Below are 21,910 nucleotides of genomic sequence, written 5' to 3'. Positions count from 1 at the left end.
AAAGCACCAGCCCCGGCTCCGTCGCCTCTCCACTAGGATGTATATTCGAAGGCCTGAATCTTCAGCAAAAGAAAAAGCACGATTAATCCATGAGTGAGCGGATTGATCGTACTTCTTATTGCCGAACCCATTAGCACATCGAACACTGTTGGGTTAGCTGCTCCGGTGGCTTCGCTAGTCCTATTCGATTCATTGCTATATCTACTATTTACTTTTCAACTGCTGCTTTTGCGTCTAACCAAGCTTGTTGCCACCATGCAAATGATTGATCAGCGCCTGCTTTTTTTAGACTGTCAATTAACTCTTGCTTTTTAGCTGCAAACTCACTATCGTTGTTCGAGTTTAATACAACCTTTGGTATTCCTTTTATTAGGATATCATCCAACTGCGCGTTAAGACGCTTCATATTATCATCCGGTTGGGCAATCGCTGACAACCAAGCATTGTTAAAACTGCTTTGATCCTTCAATTTCCCTTCTTCAACCGACTTTTTAAAAATTTCTGCAGGATAGGTAACCTTATAGTGACTACTATAATCTTTTTGCAACGCATTCAACCTCGACTGAAAGAATTCCGGTGTATTAAACAAACCGACGATTCCACCATCTTTGGTAGGTGCAAATTTACTAAGTCCCTGTTGGTTGTTAGATCCACCGATTCCAATCTTTGTCCATGCATCTCCACCTTGACTATATAGTTCTAAAGTTTCTTGTTTTAACTGCGGCTTGCCGTTTGTCACTTCCCAATGTACACCTTCAATGCCGCTAGCCATTAAGCGCGAACCTTTTTCCGAGTTTAGAAAATTAATTAAGTCCATTGCACGTTCTGGATTTTTGGAATTCTTCGATATTGCGTACGCTCGTCCATCCCATCCAGTTGGATTGCTAGCTCCTTGCCAGACATAACCAAAATTCAACGGAATCGCCATAAAGCCTTTATCCGGTCCTTCCTTAGCCAAATGAGTGTTAGCATCACCAGAACCCATTGGACTAAATAATATTTGGCCATTCGTAATTTTGGTCTCAAAGTCGCTTACTTTGTTCGTGAATGCGTCAGGATCGAGGAATCCCTTTTGTTTCGCCTTGTAGAAGAAAGCAGCTGTTTTCCAAAGTGGGCTATCTGGGTTTGTGTAGTTATCGATCAATTCCCCCGATGCATTAGGAATAACGCTCCAAGTTGACAAGTTTATATACCCGTATGGAATCGCCATTGGCATCGTCAGCCCCCAAGGCCCCCAATCATTCCAGGTAGTTACACCATAAACAGGTTTACCATCAGCCGTTTTCGGATGCTTTTTCACCATTTGCTCGAGCACATTCAACATATCGTCTTCGCTCTTGATTTCTGGAAAGCCCAGTTCTTTAAAATAGTCCCAACGTATGGTCCACCCAATTGATTGCTCCATTCCATAACCGGCTGGACCAACATGGCCGCTAGGAATGAAATAAAGCTTGCCGGTGCCGTTGCTCCAGAATTTACGGCTAAAATCAAGCCCCGGCTGGAAAGTTGGCGTCATAAGATCCTTCCCATTTGTCTTGACCAATTCATCCAAAGGAAGAAGCAGATTCCCCTCAATCATTTGTTTGTAATTGCTGCTATCCACTTGAATGACATCAGGCAAGTCTCCCCCTGCCAACTGCACTTTAAATTTATTCGGGTCATAGGCTTCGATTTTAAATGTAACACCGGTTTGCTTTACGATTTCTTTATACACATCCGTTTGTTCGAATTCTTTATTTGCATCTTTTAAAACTGTTTTAATCGTAACTGGTTTTGGAACTGAGTCAATTTCATTGTTCGTTTGGTCCGCCCCTACGGGCTTTTGCTCATTCCCTGGTGCTTCGTTATTGCTTGCACACCCACTCAACAGCATTGTTGTCGCCAGTGCCATGCTAATTACTCCATACCAACCCTTATTGTACGACAAAATGACTACCCCCTTTAAAAGATTTCAAATGATCTATGATGAACATCCTTCCATGGTAAGGATGCAGCATCTAACGTTACAGATTCATTTAACCTTTTATAGCACCAAGCATAAGGCCTTTTACAAAATATCTTTGTAAAAATGGATATACCAGCATGATCGGCACAGTTACAATCATTGTAATGGTCATCTTAATGGATTCTGGGGTTAATCTTTTCATGCTTGAGCCCACATCGTTCAAGTTAATATTGTTGCTACTTGCCAAGATCTGAGCTTCATTCAAGTAATTATATAGAATCATTTGTAACGTTTGCAGACGCTCATCCGAGACCAAGAAATAGTTATCCGTCCAAGAATTCCACTGGGACACAGCTGAAAACACAGCAATAGTTGCAATAATAGGCATCGATAAAGGGAATATGATCTTACGGAAAATAGTAAAGTAACTAGCACCGTCGAGCATAGCCGACTCTTCCAAGCTAGCTGGAAGTTGCTCGATAAAAGTTTTAAGCAGAACGATATAAAAGGCTCCCACCGCAGAAGGTAATATATAGAGCAAGAAATTGTTCTGTAAGCCAAACATTTTCATCGTAATGTACCAAGGTATTAAGCCCGCGTTAAAGTACATGGTGATAACGATGTATCGATAAATGATTTTACGAAAATACAGTTCTTGCTTGGTGACGATATACGCACATAAGGCGCAGCAAAAGACGGTGACCAGCGTTCCAATAATCGTTCGCAGCACTGAAACCATAAATGACCACGAAATGTTGTTCAATTGCATAATTTGACTATAGTTGCTTATAGTAAGATTAGTTGGCAATAGGTAAACGCCTTTTATTGCTTCTTGGGGAGAACTGATGGAATAAATGAAAATATAATAGAACGGATATAAGCATACGAGTACAAAAACGATTTGAATCAAATAATTCAATACTTCAAAGAAGGGATTGTTTACTTTAATCATCGTTGCTCACCTCACATGAAAAACAATTTAGATAATGGATTGGCCGCGCATTTTTTTGGACAGATAGTTTACTGAAAACAGTAAGGTAATGCTGACGATCGATTTCGCGATGCTAATGGCCGTACCAAAGGAAACATCATTCGTTGCGATTCCGATCCGGTATACATAGTAATCGAGCGTTTCAATTCTGTCGGCAATAAGCGGATTATAAAAAACAAAATATTGTTCAAAGCCGACTGATAAGATGTTCGAAATACTCAGGATCAGCAGTACAAAAAACGTAGGGATTATTCCTGGAAGCGTAATATGAAAAATCGACCGATATCGCCCTGCCCCATCCACTTTGGCGGCATCATATAGTTCTGCATCAATGCCTGCAATAGCAGCCAAGAAAATAATAGAACTCCATCCAAGCGATTTCCACACACCAAGCGCCGTTTGGAACAACCATGTTCCTTGAGAATTACTCAACATCTGGGTAGGCTCACTAATCCAATGCAGCTTCATCAATAGCTGATTTACAACACCATCCGTAGAAAAAAAAGCAACGACGATGGAGTAGACGATAATCCAGCTCACGAAGTTGGGCAGCGTTGTAACCGTTTGCACTAACTTTCGAAATGATTTGCTGCGAAGCTCATTAAGAAGTATTGCGAACACGACAGGAAGCGGTGATAATAAGATGCCAAGGAAGCTCAAGGCAAACGTATTACGAAGCACCCTCACCAACTCGCTTCCTTGTTCAAAAACCATCAAATGAAAGTATTTTAGTCCTGCAAAGGGTGAATGAAGCAGTCCGAGTCCTGGTTTATAGTCAAAAAATGCGTACGACCAACCAAACAGCGGAATGTAACTAAAGATAAAAAGTAAAATCAGAAATGGTAAAATCATTAACAATAACGATAGACGGTTCCAATTAATTCCCTTGGTTGTGTTATTGAACATTCCCTTAGCCCCCTTCTGTACCCCTTCTTCCATTCTATAGATTTATCTTATAAGGAAATGAGGAAGTGATACATGAACAATTCTACGATTTTTGGACTGTTTTATACGTGAGCGATTAAGACCTCAGTTCCTTCTCCTCGTGTACTATTGAGATGCAAGTAGCCTTCAACGAAGCATCGCAATGCCTAACCCAACCTGACGGATCGTATTACCCAGGCTGAAGGGCGAACGCCAACTCTAGTGCCGAGCACACGGTAGAGCCGCCAACCCAGTAGAGGAAGGCATGCGATGAGATCTTTATGATTTAAATATTGAATATGCAGTACATGTGCATAGGAAACGGGTAGTCAAAATTCGTGTATTGTGGCTTCCCATACCCTTGTGCATCTGCCAATTGCCGGATATTTATGATAAAGCGGCCCAGTTGAAATAACCGGGCCGCTTTACTATCGCTTACTAGGTGAAGACAGTTTTCTCGCAGAATTCGTGATTGTTCATCTATTCTAAACCTAGCATTTTCGTATTAGAAATAACCTCAAGCTTTTAGCAATAATATGCTTCGAAATTCCGTATGACCGCTGTATCCACGCTAGTTGTGACCCGTAGGCGAATTTGTTTTGTACAAATCGTTTCAAATTTATCGATTTTTTTGTGATCAATCGCACTACCCTGAACCAGCTCGATCCACTGGCCCTCCTGTTCCGCTTCAAGGACATAACTGCGAACGCGTTCTCCCTCTGTGATCGCTTCCATGAGGACGACGTGATTAACCTCGATCGCCGTTTCGAATGTCAGGAGTATTGCATCACCTTCTCCGCTCGTGCTAGCAATCGGATTCGAGAATCTCCTCTTTATTTCATTCATGAACTCGTTTAAACGATTCACATCTATGTCATCCAGACGCCCACGATCATTTGGAGCCAAGTTAAGAAGTAAATTGCACCCATGTCCGACAGAGCGGTAGTAAATATCAATGAGGTTATCTAGCGTTCGAAGGGTATGCTCATCATTCGGATGCCAAAACCAGCGATTTGTGCGGATCGGTACATCGCACTCGGCTGGCACCCATTTCGGAGTCTCTGGCAGCCAAGTTGCCATATCATTGGTGTACATGCTTAGTTTGGCAGACTCTGCCGTGTTCCAACATGGATACGGTGCAACGCCATCCTCGTTACCTACCCATCGAATGGTAGGAATGCCCATGTTAAAGACCATGGCATCCGGTTGATATTGCTTCACCAAGCCAATGATTCGCCTCCAGTCATATTCTCTTCCATGAGACCCTGCGCCGTCGAACCATACTTCCACTAATGGTCCATACTGTGTCAGCAGCTCTGTAAGCTGTTCCGTATAAAAGTTGTCATAAGCTTCCTTGTCCGGGTAACACGGCTCATGTAAATCCCACGGCGATAAGTAAACTCCAAACCGGATACCCTCCTGCTCACAAGCATCCGCCACCTCACGAACTACATCGCCTTGCCCGTTCTTCCAAGGGCTCGACTTTACGGAATAGTCGGTAGTTTTGGTCGGCCATAAGCAAAATCCATCATGATGTTTTGCTGTTAAAATCACATAGGCAAATCCCGCATGCTTTGCTGTTCTAACCCACTCTCGCGCATTGAATTCTGTAGGGTTAAACAACTGCGGTGAATCTTGACCCTTCCCCCACTCCTGATCGCAGAAGGTGTTGATGCCAAAGTGGAAAAACATCCCAAGCTCCATATCCTGCCAATTCAACTGTGCTAATGTTGGTGTCGCTAGTGTAGTCTCGCTCACTAATGATTTCCCCTCTCCGTGTTAACGATCTATCTAATTTCCTACCGCGGCTTTTGAGTCTAACCAAGCTTGATGCCACCAAGCAAAGGATTTATCCACGCCCGCTTTTTTTAGTTTGCCGATTAATTCCTGTTTCGCCGCTTCAAATTCACTATCGTTTTTCGATTCCAATATTATTTGGGGAATCCCTTTGACGATGATGTCGTCAAGCTGCGCATCCAACCGTTTCATATCATCATCCGGTTGAGCGATTGCGGACAACCACGCATTATTGAAGCTGCTTTGGTCTTTCACGCTACCGTCCGCTACCTGTTTTTTAAAGATTTCGGACGGATAGGTTACACCGTAATGGCTTGAATAATCTTTTTGCAAAGGAGTCATCTGTGAAATGAAAACTTCCGGCGTATTAAATAGATTGACCACTCCCCCATCCTTGGTAGGGAGGAATTCACTAATCCCTTGTTGGTTATTGGAGCCTCCGATCCCGGTTTTGGTCCATACATCTCCACCCTGGGTCTTTAATATTAACGTTTCTTCTTTAAGTTTTGGTTTTCCGTTGACCATATCCCAGTGGATGCCCTCAATGCCGCTGGACAGTAAACGCGAACCCTTTTCCGAGTTTAGGAAGTTGATCAAATCCATAGCTTCCTTAGGATGTTTGGAGTTCTTCGAAATCGCATAGGCCCTTCCGTCCCAACCTGTCGGATTCCCAGCACCCTCCCAAACATACCCAAAATCTAGGGGGATCGTCATAAATCCTTTATCCGGGCCTTCCTTTCTAAATTGTGTATTGTCAAACCCACCCATAGGGGAAAACAGGATTTGTCCGTTGTTGCCTTTCGCTTGGAAGTCACTTGACTTATTCGTGAATGCATCCGGATCTAAAATCCCTTTCTGTTTGGCTTTGAAGAAGAAGGCCGCAGTTTTCCACAGCGGGCTATCCGGGTTCGCGTAATTATCAATCAGCTCTCCAGAGACATTAGGTATGACGCCCCAATATGACATATTCACGTATCCATAAGGAATGGCCATAGGCATGGTCACTCCCCAAGCTCCCCAATCGTTCCAGGTACTCACACCGTAGACCGGTTTACCGTCGGAAGTAGTGGAATGTTTTTTTACCATTTGTTCCAGAACATTCAACATGTCGTCTTCGTTGCGGATTTTGGGATAACCAAGCTCCTTGTAGTAGTCCCAACGCGTGGACCAACCTACATCCAAGCTTTGATTGAATCCAATCGGCCCCACATGACCACTTGGTATAAAATATAGTTTGCCTGTCCCATTACTCCAGAATTTACGACTGAAGTCTAGTCCATCTTTAAACGTCGGGGTCAATATATCTTTACCGTTGGTCTTTACCAGCTCATCCAGAGGCAGCAGCAAATTTCCATCGATCATTTGCTTGTAATTAGTGCTGTCAACTTGGATGATATCGGGCAAATCTCCGCCAGCCATTTGAACTTTAAATTTATTGGGGTCATAGGCTTCAATGCTGAAGTTGATTCCGGTTTCTTTTATGATTTCTTTGTACACATCCGTTTGTTCGAACGTTTTATTGGCGTCTTTCAACACGGTTTCTAGCATCACGGACTTGGTACCGGATATATTCCCATCCGTTGCTTCTCCGGAAGCTCCTCCCCCGTTATTGCCCGAACAGCCTGCAAGGAGCATGAGAGCTATGACTCCAGTACTGATCGTTTTCCAGCTCTTTTTGATTGGCAAAACAATTCCCCCTTATATAAAACTTTTATCTATGATGAACACTCTTTAGAGAGTGCAACACCTAACGTGACTTTCTTTAACCTTTGATCGGTCTGAGCATAAGAAACAATTATTGCGAAATTCGGTAGCCTTGTAACCGTTTGCACAAATATTCTGAATATTTTACCAAGAAGCTTAGAGCAAATTGCTTTTTTACTTTTATCATGTAACAAACACCACCTTTCGCTTTGATTTAAGGTTGTACATTTATCTTATAAGGAGCGACGTTCCCCTAACATGAACAATTCTACGATTTTTGGACTCGTTCATACGGCAGCGACACCAAAATTTCGGTGCCTTTTCCCCGTTCGCTTTTAAGCTGTAAGCCGTATCTTTCCCCGAAATGAAGTTGGACCCGTTTGTTTACATTAAACAAACCTACCGACTGTTTTTCACCGTCATCCGTTCGAAATCCGGTCCGAATACCAGCGTTAATTCTCTTTACTTCTGACTCTTCCAGGCCTATACCGTTGTCCTGAATTGACAATTGCATAATCCCGTTCACTTGGGCAGCGTTAACGCTAATCACGCCTTGTTTCATTTTTCCGTGCATAAGAGCATTCTCAATGATAGGCTGAAGGATCAACCTTGGTATTTTGCATTCGAGAAAGTCTTCACTTACGTCAAGGACAAAGTTAATCTCTCCACCAAAACGGTAATTCATAATGTTGATATAGTCCTGTACATAGGAAATCTCCTCTTCAATAGTGCAAATCGGTGTTGTTTCCGAATAAATGGGTCGCAGAAGCTTGCCCAAGCTCGTGACACATTGCCGAATATTCTCCGCTTGAATCACAACAGCCATCCATTTAATCGTGTTCAGTGTGTTATACAAAAAATGTGGATTGATTTGCGCCCGCAGCATTTCAAGTTCTAAGCGGCGCTTCTCCAACTCATCCTGTTCACTCTTGTTCTTAAAGAAAAGGATGTTGTCCGACATCGTATTGAACTGATCTATGACGTAACCAATTTCCTGATCTGCGACGGGTTTTAACTTTAGTCCAAGATGCCCTCTTCCCACCAGTTTCATTCCTTTTACCAGTTCGTTTAATGGTCTCATAATCCGGTGAATCCACAAGGAAGTGAATATGGTCATAAGAATGATGGAGAGTACGAACATCAGAATAAAAAACTGCCTCATGGCACCAATATCCTGTAAATATTCGGCTTCAGGCACTTCACTGTATAAGTACCAACCTGTTGTTTCCATTCGGTAATAGATAACCAATTCCTTATGTTTGTTTTTCTTAACCGAAAAGCTGCCAAGGTCTCCTTTTCCCTGATATTGACTAAAATAGGTTTGTGGTTTACCGATGTTCGATAAATCTGTACTGGAAATAATTTGACCGGACTCATTCACGATTGACATGTTACTGTTCGCAGAATTTTGTAAGGCATTATAAATAGAGCTCATTTTGCTTTCTTTAATGTTGATAACCATGGTCGCACTCATCTTTGAAGCTTCGATGGGCTTTACGCCCCGAACTGCAGTGATTACATTATCCGCTTCAGGAGATACGACGGTATCATTAATGCGTAGAAAATCGCTTGACTCGAGTCCACCCGTCCAAAATAACGCCGGGAACTTTTGCTTGGCCAACGAATATAAATCAGATTGGTAAAACGGATACGACTTCTCAGGATCTAAGATACTTTGGTTTTTTTGAGCAGTGCCTCCTACCACCATTCCGTTTTCACCAAATATATAGAGGGAGTCCAAATATTCATAGTTTGCAAAGTATTCCGCCGCCCGATCCGTAATATCTCTTTGCAATGAAAAGAAGTCGGATTTATATTCCGCATTCACGTTCAGTATTTTTTGAACCCGATCATCCAATAAGAATGTTTTTGAGAGCTGGTCCACTTCCGCCATAAAATTCTGGATATTATATTCTGTTTGCTTAAACTGCCTAAAGGTCGTATCTTGCGTTCGATTCCTTATCAAATCCACGGTTTTGGAGTAACTGTAGTAAGAAAATACGGAAATGACAAAACAGGTAACAAGCAATACGGTCAGGACTAACCTGACGCGGATTGAACGCCATAGACTCCCTGGACCTTTAATCTTTAGCCACAATAGGTGCATTTTCCCCAGTCCTCTCTGATTTAACCCACATTTTACGGAACTCATTTGGTCTGACGCCTGTATGGTTCTTAAACGTACGGCTAAAATAACTATCGTCGGAGAACCCGGTGAGTTCAGCGATTTCATATGACTTTAATGCAGTATTCTTTAGTAATTCCTTTGCTTTCTCCATTTTTATTTGCGTGAGGTATTCTGTGAAAGTAAATTTTGTTTCTTTGCGAAATAGCGTGCTCAAATAGTTGGGAGATACTTGAAGTGTCTGTGCTATATCTGAGATAGAACAGTTCCCTTGGTAATGTGATTGTAAATATTGAATCGTTCTTCCGACTTCTTTACTCAATTGGCTGCTTGATTGTTTCCAATGTTCAATGTAGGCGAGGAGATCACGAATCAATTGAATACATTCAGTTAATGTTTCACACTGCGAAATTGCGAATATGGCATCCGAAACGGCATTAAGCAAGTCATTTGTATCGACACCTAATGGATTTTGATCGATATCCAGTAAACGAACAAACAATTGATTCCACAGTTTTGGATTTTTTACGTCTGTTTCGAAAAACTTCAAGACAATGAGTTTTCGCTCCGCGTGTTTATCCGGCAATACCGATTCCCAATAAAGCAATAAATCTTCTATTTTTACTTGAGACGTTGCCAGAATTTGATTCCAATGGGACTCTTCCTTAAACAGACATTGACTTTGGTTTATAAAGAATCTCCAATTTACTGCTTCGGTCGCTTCATGGGTCAATGATTTTAGGTCCGCGTACCGTTGGCCTAGCCGGCTAATGCCAAACGTAACACTGACGTTAAAGTACCGGTTAAGCACGCTTCGGATTTGATCGAAGCCTTCCACGATCATCTCCCGAATAGTTTTATGACTGTGGACATCCCGATAGTTAAGCAGGAATAGATACCGATCTTCTTTGTCGGAAACTACTTCTCCTCGCCCCCATTGAGTCAGTATCTCGTTTAAGACATTCAACAACGTATACCGTATTAACTCACCTTTATTATCTTTGAACTTCACTTGAGCATGTCTGAAATTATTAATCTCCATTATGGCTACGATTAAATTTTCAGGAGATAACCGGAGCTTTTGCTGAATCACCAGATTAGAAAATTCCTCCTCCGTATATAACGGATAGAACAGGTAGTTTCGTATGATCGACTCTTTCAGTTGATCTGGGTTATAAATAATTCCTTTGGTATCCTGTTGCCGCTGCTGAATTCTGCACTCTTCAGCGACTCTGATGAGCACTTCATCAATTTCTTCAGGCTCCATCGTTAATTTCAAAATGTAATGGGAGACCCCAAAGCGTATCGCTTTCTTCACCAGTGCAAATTCCTCAAGACAGGTCAAAATAACAATTCTGGTTTTAATATCGATACGGCGTACGTTTTCGATCAATTCCATCCCGCTCATGATCGGCATGTTTAAATCGGTTATAATCACATCCGGCTTCAACCTAATGTATTCATCCCAGGCTTCCTGTCCATTTGACACATCACTACAGACAAACATGCCAAACTTTTCCCATTGTACTGCGTTTTTAAAACCCAACCGGACAAACATCTCATCCTCGACAAGAAGTACCTTTAACATCCTGCAGTCCCCCTCGGTACTAGTATTTTGGCCATGACAGCCAATACAAATATTACCCAAAAGAAATATATATTGTAGCTACTGTTGATCTATTTTGACTATATATCTTGTTTTTATCAAGACATTATCCATTAGAATGGAAAGAAGTCTTTGAAAGTATACAAAAAACAGCCCATACTAACGGGCTGTTTTATAACTGCGTCCTATTGTATTTCTCGATTAAATGAGGTCACAGCCTCGTCTTTGCGGACAAATACTATGTCAAGATAAGAACCAACACAGAAGTCCCAATAATGATGAAAATTCCGCAGTGATAAATTTTTCATTGCACACTCAAAACATCCCAATACACTGTACAGCGTACTGGGAGGCTTGCTTAGAATGCTCCCTGGATCAAACCGCCGTCTACACGAATCGTAGAAAATTTTAGTAAAAGTATTAGAACGATTGGTGTATGGATCGAGTATGTTTACCCACTATTTTTATATGTTTGCACTCGATGTAAGAATTTTTTGAAGCCTGATAAAGGAGCAGAAACATGAAAGGAATGCGCAACGGCACGATACTTGTCATACTCGCTGCCATGGCGGTATTCATAGTTGGCTGCTTACAGACAAAAATAATTGAAAAAGTGGGTATTATCTTAGCCGAAGGGATCGATTTACTGCCACAAGGGCGTCTATTGGGAACATCCGTGTTGTATCGAATTGATCCGGAAGCAAAGGAAAAGACCAATGTAATCGTCTCAACAGCGAAGACATCTCAAGGATTGCGTGAAGCCATGAATGCAGAATCCGTAAAACCATTAGTTACTGGTCAGATCCGACTGATGATATTTGGAAATCAATTGGCTAAGAAAGGGATTTTTTCACAAGTTGATATGTTATTACGAGATCCTCAAATTGGAAGTGGTGTTTACCTGTCCGTAGCTTCAGGTCAATCCAATGATATCCTCACCCGAAAAAATCCTGAGGTTTCCAACATCGGGAAATATTTAAGTTTATTGATCCAACACAATGTAACGAATCGCTTACAGATCCTGCCGTAAGCAGCAGACCAAGCCTAATCATCGAGCAGAAAATTGAGAATGAAATGATGGTATTAATACAGCGACTACAAGAGGAAACCGTTGATCCGATTGGATTCGGTAGTAAATACAGAGCATTTGTCCGAGGAAAAACGTTAACGGATGAGATATGGCGAAATCAATATTCTAAGGCAAGCATTAAGGTGAATGTACATTTAAAGCTCATCCGTGATGGTGAAATTGAATAAAGTTATCCTCCAATTGAAATCGGGTTATCTCACAAAAATACACAGCTATGCTTCTCCGCAATGGCCAAAAGCAAGAATGTTTCTCTTGTTGAGGAATAGCTAAATAATGCAGGGACTGCATGCATAAAGAGCGGACAAATAAATTGGAAGGCATAAATACCGGCCAATAAGATTGAAATCGCCGTCGTAAGTCGCTCTTTAGGTACCACTTGGGCCATCTTATTAAAAGACATCGGGAAAAACAGCCCTTGTGAAAAGCCAATTAATAATACTGCAATAGCAATCATCCATACGCGCATTCTAACACCCGGGAAAAACGAACAAAAGAGCAGTGTTGTATTTGACCGATCGCCCCATAGAGATTCTCTTAAGAACTCTTTATACATAAATCTAATCCTCTGCATCATGGTCCGGCCCTCCCAAAGTTTCCTCCTATTTTCCGTCGTAGCATATAAACACCACACAAATATACCCGTTAGAGCAAATAGGACAGCCGATCATTATGGCCGGCTGCCACTGTTAATAATACCAGGTTTACGCCTCGCCATAATGACAACACTCCAGACCTGTTCAGGCTGTGTGATGGCTAATTTACGTAGTAAATACGGATATACCTTTATGCGTGCTTCCGCAGGTTCAGCTTCATCACCTGAAACCAGTCGGGGAACACGGGCAAAGCCCTCTCTTATTCCTTAACTGAACCAAGCATAATACCATGTATGAAATATTTCTGTAAAAATGGATATAAAATGAGAATTGGCAGAATGGAAATAAATATTTTTGCCGCATTTAACGTTTTTGCAGACACATTTTGCAATTTTACCAGCTGTTCTACAGTCAGTTTGCTTGGGTCAATCTTGACGATCAGCTGCTGTATATAGGTCTGTAACGGATAATGTTCAACTTTATTCATATAAATTAATCCGTCAAAAAAAGCATTCCAATGGCCGACAATACTAAATAACGTAATAACAGCCACCGTAGGAACGGCAATGGGCAAGAAGATTCTAATCATCATATACCAGGGTCCGGCACCGTCTATCATCGCCGCTTCTTCCATTTCCTTCGGTATGTTGCGGAAATAATTCATCAGCAGCATGACGTTGAAGATCGGAACGGCTGAAGGTAGCACCAGCGCCCAAATGCTATCCATCAGTCCTAAGTCTTTTACCGTGAAATACATCGGTATCATTGAGGGCGAAAACAACATATTAAACAGTAAAAAATACATAACGGCATTCCGAAACGGTAGTTGTTTGGCCGTTCTCGACATCGGGAAAGCAAGAAGCAGCGTCATTAGAAAATTCAACGAACTACCGAGAATGACCCTTATGATGCTAATCAGAAAAGATCTCCAAAACTGTTGATCTTCAATAATTTGAGTATACGATGTGAAATTGAAATGCACCGGCCAAAAAAACACCATTCCCGCTTCTGCAGCACTTTTGGAACTAAAAGACAGAGCAAGTGTATGCCAAATGGGAGCAAGACACAGTAACGCTAGCAAGCTCAGCAAAATCACGTTAAAATGATCAAAAATACGAGAGGCAAAACTATTATTTGTCATGATTTCGCACCTGCCTTAGAATATACGGTAATTAGCGAATTTTTTAGCAAGCATGTTGGAAATAACGATCAAAAAGAAACTGATGAGCGATTTCATCAATCCAACGGCAGTCGCCAAACTGTATTGCTGGGAAACAAGCCCCGCACGATATACGTAAGTATCAATAATATCCGAAGATTCATATACAACAGGATTATACATATTGAATATTTGATCGAAACCCGCGTTGAGTATATTTCCCAAGCTTAAAGTAACTAACAAAACAATCGTAGGCACGATGCCAGGAAGCGTAATATACCTAATTCTTTGAAATCGGTTTGCTCCGTCGATGGCTGCAGCCTCATATAAACCGGGATTAATGCCTGCCAAAGCAGCTAAGTAAACAATCGCGCCGAAGCCGAACTCTTTCCAAACATCGCTTCCAACTAAAAGAAAAGGAAATAGCCTATTACTGCCTAAAAATTGAATCGGTTGAAATCCGAACCACTGCACGACTTTGTTGGCCATTCCTTCAAGCGAAAAAAGGTCTATCAATATACCCGATAAAATAACCCAAGATAAAAAGTGAGGGATATAAACAAGCGTCTGGATGGATCGTTTGAAAAATCGTAGTCTTAACTCATTCAACAAAATAGCGAAGGTTAGAGAAAAGACTATTCCTGCTATAATTTTCAAACAGGCGATATAGACCGTATTCCACAAAATCTGGCGGCTATCCGGCAGCCGAAACATAAACTCAAAATTCTCCAGCCCCACCCACTTGGAATGAAGCATGCCTTTGAACGGGTTATAATTTTGAAAAGCGATAATGGAGCCGAACAATGGATAGGTATTAAAAACGAACAGAAGAAATAAGCCTGGAATCAACATCATCCAGTAGTGTTTAATATTTGATCTTTCCCTCACGTTCTTCACCTCTTGCGTTCATCATCCAGCAGGCCAAGCCGGCTCCCTTTCGACAAGAGAACCAGCTCGCTTGCGGATTTTTTTTATTTTCCAGCCAGCTCTCTAACTTCTTGCGTGACCTGCTCGCCGCCGAGCTCCGTCCATTTTTTCACGAAATCATCAAAGGCGCCGATATCTAACTGACCCATAACGATTTTCAGATACGTTTCGTTTTCTAATTTGCTTAAAGTCGCCCATTTTTGAATCATGCTTTCAGTCGTGCCCGTAAACTCGTTGTTCATAATGTTCATCGGCTGGCTAAGCACCTTGCCGGACGCAAGCCAACTGGAAGCTAAAGCCCAATCCGGCACAACTTTTCGCGGGTTCTTTTGATCTCGCATATAGGCGTCATAGATCGATTTTTTAACCGGATCCAGGCTTTCCGGCTTATTCTTTCCGTCGATTACGCCTTGGACTTCAATGGACGTTCTTTCTACCTTATCGCCGTATTCAAGCGTCATCCGAATTGGCCAGTACCCCAGATCGACATTCGGATCCAGCTTTTGCGCGCCTTCCGGATCTTCCCCGACCAGATTGGCGCCATATAAGTTCATATACAGGATTAAAGCTTCCGGATGTTGGAATCCTTTCTTCAGCACGACAAAGTCGCCGCTTGCCGATCCACGATTTGTCGTATAGGTACCGTCAGCTCCGAAAGGGGCTAAAATCGAGATCCATTCCGCTTTCGGATCATTTTTCACCGCATCCTGCAGCATGCCAAGCGGCATCCACCAAGGCCCGAAGAACATGCCGGCCTTGCCGCTCTTTACAAACTGGGAAGGATCGTCGCGAAATACGAACTGATTGTCGATCACGCCGTCTTTATACATCTTCTGCAGCAATTCGAGACCTTTCTTGGCTTGCGGCTGGATGGAACCATACTCGATTTCGCCTTTATCATTCTTCACCCACATGCCGGGGAAGGCATGATCGAGCGCGAAAATTTGTTCAAAACCAAAGTAGTGATTTTTATCGTTCGTAACGAGAGGCGAATTTTTGCTAGGACCCGGCAATCCCATCGTGTCGGCTTGGCCATTGCCGTCGGGATCCTTTTCTATGAAAGCCTTTGCAACCGTAATTATGTCGTCCAAAGTCCTAGGTTCTTTCAAACCCAATTTATCCAGCCAATCTTTGCGAACCCAAAGCATGTTCGTAAAATCCGCCATCGTGTTAACGTTAGGAATTGCCATTAATTTACCGTCAACCGTCGCTTGTTTCAGCGACCTCCCGTTGGTTGAATCATAAATTTTTTTCAAGGTTGGAGAGGCGTACTTGTTATAAACAGCGGTCAAATCTTCAACTTGACCGTTTTCAACCAATTTTTTGAAGTCGTCTTCCGCTACTACCGTAACATCCGGCAGCTCGTTACTGGCCATGGCCAAACTAAGCTTTTGATCGTAAGCTTCCGGAGCCGTGGTGAAGGCTGCTTTAAAAGAAATATTCAGCTTTTCCTTCACGTATCTGGTGAATTGATTGTTATCGTCGGAGTCGCCTGGCGGCAAATTCCCAGCACCTTGCTTCGCGTTCGGGTCTACAACTTTCGGAATGCTGATAACCACTTCATCTTTCATCTTCCCATCCACAATGGTATCGTTACCTGCCGTGCCATCCGCTGCTGCATTTCCTCCCGCACTTTTGGTACCGCTTTCACAAGCTGCCATACTGCTTGCAATAATTATACTCAACATCAATAATGCGGCTTTTCTCATAAAGAATCCCCCAATTATTCAAGTGATATTGCAGCTCTCATTTCCTCATTGGAAGGGAAGATTTTCTCATGTCTTCCCTCCGTCCCTAAGCGGCTACTTCAACTCAGGGGCAACGTTTTTTATGCTTTGAATCACTTTTTTAATTAATTCGTCATTTCCGATTTCGGGTTCGGAAGCCAGTGTCTTCAAAGCAATTAAAACCCCATTGGTGATAATGGTATCGTCGTATTGACTTAGCGGGACGTATTTCGTGACGGCATTAATGTCTTGGAAGAAGGTGATTCCGATATCTTGCTTGCCAAACCAAGGCGTTGTCCAATTGATAAAGCCGGGATGATCATAGGCGGCTTTGTAGTGCGTAAATATGCCATCCTTTTTATTCGCTTCGGCACCTTCTTGCGAAAGAAATGCCCACTGGATAAATTTCCATGCTTGCTCTTTGTTCTTTGCTTTGTGAGGAATTCCGAAGGAACTTCCTCCCCAAATAAATCCTCCTCCAGGCGGCACCATAAGCCCCCATCTCCCGTTGCTGCCATGCTTATCATTGGGTTCGATCTGATAGCGGGGCGACCAAATCGCGGCCGGATAGAAAATGTGGTTATTTTGTGCATAAGAAGTGTTACTCGCCGGAGAGCTTTTATCGAGATTATCAATGATACCTGCATCGCTCAGCTTTCGGATAAGAACAAACAAATTGGCTAATTTTTTTACGTTTATTCTGTTGCCATCCGCATACGGTTCGGGATTCTGGCCTGCAATGATCTGCCAAGCTTCTCTGAGACTAGTAAACATGTACACCTTGCCGCCGCTTTCTTCTAAAACGTCCTTGCCCTTTGCAATAAATTGATCCCAATTCGGGAAAAGCGCTTGCAGCTCTTTCGGATCATCCGTACCAAAATATTGCTTCGTTAATTCGCGTTTGTAGGCTAGTCCCGCGATGCTCATGTCCATCGGAATAGAAACGACCTTGCTATTCGCATTTGAATTTTGAGGAAAGTCGTAATCAAAGATTAAATGCCGATTGAATTCGTACGGAGCGGCCTCCAGGTTTTCCAGCAAATTCATATGATTCAGCTGCCCCCGAAAATCACGCTCAATCATGAGAATATCCGGCAATTTGCCGCCAGCCGCAAGCGAGACCTGCAATTTTTTCATGATATCTGCCGATGATATGTTTACGTAATTAATCGAGATCTCCGGATATCTTTTTTTAAACCCTTGCAACACGTTGTCCTTCGGCTTGTCCCACCCCCAGATCGTAACCGTTCCGCTGCTGCCAATGGATGGATTTCCTTTCGCTTCCTCAGCTTTTGTTCCACCATCGGCGCAAGCTATAAGCGGCAATAGGAATAAAAATGGCAACCCCCTTTTACCCAATCGAGTCCCTTTATTCATCTTCCTTGACCCCCCTTTTAAATTGCTAAGGTTGGTTATGCATTGAAGCATACCACGCACCTTAGAGCGAAAAAATATCAGAATGCTATACTACTATTCAATTTCCTATACTCGGCTAGTTAGCAAACGATCACATGTTATAATGGATATTAACGCGTAATCGGAGGGTAATTCGTGGAGCCATTAACTATGAAAGTCATGATCGTTGACGATGAAGCTCTTGCTATTGAAGATCTGGAATCTTTAATTTCATGGCAGGATTTTCATTTCCATATTATCGGAACGGCCAGAAACGGAAGACGCGCCATGGAGCTCTTTCGAATTCATAAGCCCGATCTTGTTATTACCGATGTTCGAATGCCTATCGTAAATGGTTTGGAACTCGCTGCACAAATCAGATCCGAGAATGAACTGTGTCGGATCATTATGATAACGTCATACCAAGACTTCGAATATGCCAAACAAGCGATTCGCTACGGCGTGTCGAGTTACTTGCTCAAACATGAAATTGATGCTCAAACGTTGCTGGAAACGATTATGTCCATACGTCTACAGTGGGAAAGACTGATCAGCAGCGCTTCTATGATTCAAGAGGAATATTTGCGGAAGTTATTCGTAGGCAAGCATACGGAAGCACCTCAACATCTTGAAGCAGACTGGCTGAAACAATTAGATTCTCCTTTGGCCCTGTTCTATTTGAAGCAGGACACGCCCTATCCTCTTTTTCCGGAGTTAATTTCTGAGTTTGGAATTCCATTATCGCAAATATTTAAATATGATCCATTCGATATAGAGATGAGTATGAAGCCTCTTATTAACGTTCCTTTAAACGATAGGGAAATTGTACTTATTTATATGATTACAAATACGCATCAGTTATGGAAAGTCCAACAAGAACAGATCAACGTTGCGAAGCATCTTCAAAAAATAATGCGTCAATTCAGCAACGAAACGGTTTCTATTATAGGTTCGGTAGCAGTTGCCGGTAAAAGGGAACTTAACCCATTCTTTCATCGAAGTCATGCGTTGTTTCTCAAACGATGGTTTTTTGGAAGAGAAGCGTACTTCACACTAGAGGATACTCCTGAACCTGAACTTTCTCCGGATACCATTTTTATAGCGAAACTTCAAGAACTACAGGAAGAGCGTGACCTCATCGTACTTCACGAGAGAATTCCAGGTTACTTTAATCATATTCAAAAGTTAAATGATTCGTTGTCGCTGCAATTATTGGCTTCGGAATTACTAAAGAAGCTGGATTTTCATCGTAACAAATACGGCATGCTTCCTACCAAGCTCGCTAATGAAGATATGCTGCATCAAGTGCTGCAACTCTTCCATGTTGATGATATCAAGCAATGGTTCATCTCACAGTTCGATCTGCTTGCCAAGGAAATCGAAAAGGATGGGTTCTCTCATTTTTCTCGAAAAACGCGCGAAGCCATTCTATTCATTCATAAGAACTACCATCATGCCGATTTAAGCGTGGAGAGCGTTTCCACGTCGGTGAATATCAGCGTTCCCTATTTGCATCAGCTCTTCAAAAAAGAATTGCAGCAAACATTCCTTGAATATGTTACGTCATACCGTGTTGATATAGCTAAGAAATTGCTTCAGGAAAACAACCTGAAGATTTATGAGATTGCCGAAAAAATCGGTTATCGCAGCAGCGCCTACTTCAGTCAGGTATTCTACAAGGTGACCGGCTTTACGCCGCAAGAATATCGCAAAGGAGGTTAATCACCCTGATTAACCGCAGCATTAAACGCAAAATGATCATAAGCACAGCTTCCATTGTAACGGTTTGTCTGCTGTTCAGCGGCACCATCTTTTACTTATATTTCTCCAAAATATTAAAACAACAGGTCATTCAAGACGACCAAGTCAAATTAAATCAAACAGCCTTCCAATTGAACGATATGGTTTCGAATATACATACCTTTACGGAAACCATAATGGTAGATGAGAATCTGCAAGCCTTTCTCAAGAAAGATACGCGCATGGATGATGTATACGACATCCTAGACGGGAGAAGCGAAATTGTCCGCAAGCTTAATAAGTATTTTGCTTTAAGAAACGATGTTCAAAGCTTTTATATCGTTAAAGGAGAGCAAGAAGTAACGTTAAGCACTTCTCCGCTCGATGCGTCCGTGCGCGAATCGCTCGATGAGCCATGGTTTCGTGATTTCGTTCATTCACGCAAAGACAGGGGGTTTACGGACCCGCATTTTATTCTTAACGATACCTCTCTCGATAAACAAAGCGAAGTGATTAGTTATGCGGTGAATATACTAGACATTGATCACTATGACCATTTTATTGGAAAATTGATTATCAACTTTTACTTCGATCATTTTGTAAGTGTTGTGCAATCCAATGCGGCATCCTACGAACAATACTGGTGGGTGAACGAAGATAAGCAAATTTTATATCGAAAAGCGGATGCTCCGCTGCTTAACGATCATTTCAATGCCAGCAGTTCATTCGAGGAAAATAAAAGCGGCTTCATCTATAAAAGCCTCGTAGCCGATCAATGGAATATTATTTCTTACACGTCCAAAAAGAAAATATTCCATAAAATAAACTATATTTTCAGCTTTATTTTACTCATGATAGGGGCTAGCATATTGGCCATATTGCTCATTCTAACCCCCCTAATTAACAATATAACAAAACCGATTTTAAAACTCACACGCGCAATGAAACAAGTGTCTGCCGGGAACTTGAATGTGAATATAACGGTTCAAAGCAAGGATGAGCTTGAAGTGCTAGCTCTTGGCTTTAACCGAATGCTTGAAGATTTGCGGGAGCACATACAGGAGTCGTTGGAGAATGAGAAGATCAAGCAACAGTTGGAAATCGATCTATTGCTTTCACAAATTAATCCGCACTTTATCTATAACACATTAAATACGGTCATTTACTTAGCAAGAAAACAGCGGCATCATGATATTACGGAGATGATGACAGCGTTTATTCATATTCTGCAAGATGCAGTACAAATCGGAAATAACGAAGTGTTCTCTTCCGTCGAGAAAGAAGTCGGCATTATTCAGGACTATACAAAAATACAAAAGTATCGATATCGTGATCAGTTTGAATTGTCCCTGGACATCTCTGATCACGTATCTGACATGAATATGCCAAAAAATATTTTACAGCCTATTATTGAGAATGCCTTATTCCACGGCATACTCCCTAAAGAAACGAAGGGTTTGATTACCTTATCCATCCACCTAGAGAATGATCGACTAGTCGTGATAATAAGCGATGATGGTGTAGGAATGACACTTGAAGCTATCGAATCAATGGAACAAAATAGAAATACACCCTCTTCCAGTGATGGACGCATAAGAAATATTGGATTAACCAATGTAAAGAAACGCTTAGAATTACTATTCGGAAGTGAATTTTTTCTAGCCATCGATAGTGTCCCGCAAGAAGGTACTTCGTTAACGATCCAAATCCCCACTAAAACGAGGTAAGCAGAAACAACTGCCCGCGGCAAAGTATCGCGAATGCTCATAGCGCTGGCTATGAAAAATACATCTTACGAACCGATCAGAGTATTCCCGCAAGCAGCAAAAAAAAATTGAATGCTCACTATGCAGTAATCGTATTCCCTATTCTGGTTCTGTTGGTCACTTTCCCTATGGTCCTCCGGTCCAACACAGCAGGTCCATTTGATCAGTCAGGCTCCTGAAGCTACGAGTATCATGATCAGTTTGTACACATCAGTATCACAATTGTCAATGGCTATCGGCGCCGGTCTTGGTGGTGTAGTTGTGAAGAGCTTGCCACTAAGTTCTGTTGTATGGATGGGTTCCTTAGGCGTAGCGATTGCCGCATTGATTGCAATCGGCTTCATTCGTCCTGCTGTAAATAAAGGATAAGCCAAGTTAGTGACTTAGCTAACCAAAAAATCCCCATCGTGCAATTGAGTAA

17 protein-coding genes are annotated in these 21,910 nt (G+C 42.1%); 5 read left to right on the top strand and 12 right to left on the bottom strand.

Annotation, left to right across the window (positions count from 1 at the left end):
• Positions 1–208: 208 nt before the first annotated feature.
• The 7 genes from KXU80_RS24415 to KXU80_RS24385 form a co-directional block, all read right to left on the bottom strand.
• A complete protein-coding gene (locus tag KXU80_RS24415) occupies positions 209–1,891 on the bottom strand; it encodes an extracellular solute-binding protein (RefSeq protein ID WP_219835701.1) in 1,683 nt (560 codons plus the stop codon).
• A gap of 124 nt (positions 1,892–2,015) precedes the next feature.
• A complete protein-coding gene (locus KXU80_RS24410; protein WP_219835700.1) occupies positions 2,016–2,897 on the bottom strand; it encodes a carbohydrate ABC transporter permease in 882 nt (293 codons plus the stop codon).
• Between the two features lie 27 nt (positions 2,898–2,924).
• On the bottom strand, positions 2,925–3,842 hold the full coding sequence (locus KXU80_RS24405; protein WP_258171141.1) for an ABC transporter permease: 918 nt from the start codon (positions 3,840–3,842) through the stop codon (positions 2,925–2,927).
• A 543-nt stretch (positions 3,843–4,385) separates the two neighbouring features.
• Positions 4,386–5,564 carry an alpha-L-fucosidase gene (locus tag KXU80_RS24400; RefSeq protein WP_219839225.1) on the bottom strand — a complete coding sequence of 393 codons (1,179 nt, stop codon included), beginning with the start codon at positions 5,562–5,564 and terminating at the stop codon, positions 4,386–4,388.
• Positions 5,565–5,651: 87 nt separating this feature from the next.
• Complete coding sequence (locus tag KXU80_RS24395; RefSeq protein WP_219835699.1) at positions 5,652–7,343, bottom strand: extracellular solute-binding protein; 1,692 nt, start codon at positions 7,341–7,343, stop codon at positions 5,652–5,654.
• A gap of 286 nt (positions 7,344–7,629) precedes the next feature.
• Positions 7,630–9,513 carry a cache domain-containing sensor histidine kinase gene (locus KXU80_RS24390; RefSeq protein ID WP_219835698.1) on the bottom strand — a complete coding sequence of 628 codons (1,884 nt, stop codon included), beginning with the start codon at positions 9,511–9,513 and terminating at the stop codon, positions 7,630–7,632.
• Positions 9,443–11,074: a response regulator transcription factor gene (locus KXU80_RS24385; RefSeq protein ID WP_219835697.1), complete on the bottom strand. Its 1,632-nt coding sequence runs from the start codon at positions 11,072–11,074 to the stop codon at positions 9,443–9,445. Before KXU80_RS24385 ends, KXU80_RS24390 begins: the two co-directional genes overlap by 71 nt.
• A gap of 538 nt (positions 11,075–11,612) precedes the next feature.
• Here KXU80_RS24385 and KXU80_RS24380 point away from each other — a divergent pair.
• Both KXU80_RS24380 and KXU80_RS28560 read left to right on the top strand, forming a co-directional pair.
• Complete coding sequence (locus KXU80_RS24380; protein WP_219835696.1) at positions 11,613–12,122, top strand: Ger(x)C family spore germination protein; 510 nt, start codon at positions 11,613–11,615, stop codon at positions 12,120–12,122.
• Entirely contained in the window at positions 12,065–12,349 is a 285-nt protein-coding gene (locus tag KXU80_RS28560; RefSeq protein ID WP_374987805.1) for a Ger(x)C family spore germination C-terminal domain-containing protein, read from the top strand. Before KXU80_RS24380 ends, KXU80_RS28560 begins: the two co-directional genes overlap by 58 nt.
• Before the next feature lie 29 nt (positions 12,350–12,378).
• On the opposite strand, the gene KXU80_RS24370 is transcribed toward KXU80_RS28560, so the two are convergent.
• From KXU80_RS24370 to KXU80_RS24350, 5 genes are all read right to left on the bottom strand, one after another.
• Positions 12,379–12,756, bottom strand: coding sequence for an MFS transporter (locus KXU80_RS24370; protein WP_219835694.1), 378 nt, complete (start codon positions 12,754–12,756; stop codon positions 12,379–12,381).
• Between the two features lie 278 nt (positions 12,757–13,034).
• Positions 13,035–13,919, bottom strand: a complete 885-nt coding sequence (locus KXU80_RS24365; RefSeq protein ID WP_219839224.1) for a carbohydrate ABC transporter permease — start codon at positions 13,917–13,919, stop codon at positions 13,035–13,037.
• Between the two features lie 12 nt (positions 13,920–13,931).
• On the bottom strand, positions 13,932–14,822 hold the full coding sequence (locus KXU80_RS24360; RefSeq protein WP_258171140.1) for an ABC transporter permease: 891 nt from the start codon (positions 14,820–14,822) through the stop codon (positions 13,932–13,934).
• A gap of 83 nt (positions 14,823–14,905) precedes the next feature.
• Positions 14,906–16,570: an extracellular solute-binding protein gene (locus KXU80_RS24355; protein WP_219835693.1), complete on the bottom strand. Its 1,665-nt coding sequence runs from the start codon at positions 16,568–16,570 to the stop codon at positions 14,906–14,908.
• A gap of 93 nt (positions 16,571–16,663) precedes the next feature.
• A complete protein-coding gene (locus tag KXU80_RS24350) occupies positions 16,664–17,965 on the bottom strand; it encodes an ABC transporter substrate-binding protein (protein ID WP_219835692.1) in 1,302 nt (433 codons plus the stop codon).
• A gap of 189 nt (positions 17,966–18,154) precedes the next feature.
• On the opposite strand from KXU80_RS24350, the gene KXU80_RS24345 reads away from it, so the two are divergent.
• The 3 genes from KXU80_RS24345 (at position 18,155) to KXU80_RS24335 (ending at position 21,858) form a co-directional block, all read left to right on the top strand.
• A complete protein-coding gene (locus tag KXU80_RS24345) occupies positions 18,155–19,705 on the top strand; it encodes a response regulator (protein ID WP_219835691.1) in 1,551 nt (516 codons plus the stop codon).
• A gap of 32 nt (positions 19,706–19,737) precedes the next feature.
• A complete protein-coding gene (locus KXU80_RS24340) occupies positions 19,738–21,450 on the top strand; it encodes a sensor histidine kinase (RefSeq protein WP_219835690.1) in 1,713 nt (570 codons plus the stop codon).
• 231 nt (positions 21,451–21,681) lie between these two features.
• Entirely contained in the window at positions 21,682–21,858 is a 177-nt protein-coding gene (locus KXU80_RS24335; RefSeq protein WP_219835689.1) for a hypothetical protein, read from the top strand.
• The last annotated feature ends 52 nt before the right edge of the window (positions 21,859–21,910 follow it).

This window comes from Paenibacillus sp. R14(2021) (assembly GCF_019431355.1).
In the GTDB taxonomy this organism is placed as follows: Bacteria; Bacillota; Bacilli; order Paenibacillales; family Paenibacillaceae; genus Paenibacillus_Z.
The sequence above is the reverse complement of the archived record's forward strand: the minus strand, read 5'-3'. Positions and strand labels throughout refer to the sequence as shown.

What these genes read in the sequence shown, in the direction of transcription:
- KXU80_RS24415 (WP_219835701.1), bottom strand. Translation starts at nt 1,891, where the DNA reads ATGGCACTGGCGACAACAATGCTGTTGAGTGGGTGTGCAAGCAATAAC.
- KXU80_RS24410 (WP_219835700.1), bottom strand. Translation starts at nt 2,897, where the DNA reads ATGATTAAAGTAAACAATCCCTTCTTTGAAGTATTGAATTATTTGATT.
- KXU80_RS24405 (WP_258171141.1), bottom strand. Translation starts at nt 3,842, where the DNA reads ATGTTCAATAACACAACCAAGGGAATTAATTGGAACCGTCTATCGTTA.
- KXU80_RS24400 (WP_219839225.1), bottom strand. Translation starts at nt 5,564, where the DNA reads ATGGAGCTTGGGATGTTTTTCCACTTTGGCATCAACACCTTCTGCGAT.
- KXU80_RS24390 (WP_219835698.1), bottom strand. Translation starts at nt 9,513, where the DNA reads ATGAGTTCCGTAAAATGTGGGTTAAATCAGAGAGGACTGGGGAAAATG.
- KXU80_RS24385 (WP_219835697.1), bottom strand. Translation starts at nt 11,074, where the DNA reads ATGTTAAAGGTACTTCTTGTCGAGGATGAGATGTTTGTCCGGTTGGGT.
- KXU80_RS24380 (WP_219835696.1), top strand. Translation starts at nt 11,613, where the DNA reads ATGAAAGGAATGCGCAACGGCACGATACTTGTCATACTCGCTGCCATG.
- KXU80_RS24370 (WP_219835694.1), bottom strand. Translation starts at nt 12,756, where the DNA reads ATGATGCAGAGGATTAGATTTATGTATAAAGAGTTCTTAAGAGAATCT.
- KXU80_RS24355 (WP_219835693.1), bottom strand. Translation starts at nt 16,570, where the DNA reads ATGAGAAAAGCCGCATTATTGATGTTGAGTATAATTATTGCAAGCAGT.
- KXU80_RS24350 (WP_219835692.1), bottom strand. Translation starts at nt 17,965, where the DNA reads ATGAATAAAGGGACTCGATTGGGTAAAAGGGGGTTGCCATTTTTATTC.
- KXU80_RS24345 (WP_219835691.1), top strand. Translation starts at nt 18,155, where the DNA reads ATGAAAGTCATGATCGTTGACGATGAAGCTCTTGCTATTGAAGATCTG.
- KXU80_RS24340 (WP_219835690.1), top strand. Translation starts at nt 19,738, where the DNA reads ATGATCATAAGCACAGCTTCCATTGTAACGGTTTGTCTGCTGTTCAGC.
- KXU80_RS24335 (WP_219835689.1), top strand. Translation starts at nt 21,682, where the DNA reads ATGATCAGTTTGTACACATCAGTATCACAATTGTCAATGGCTATCGGC.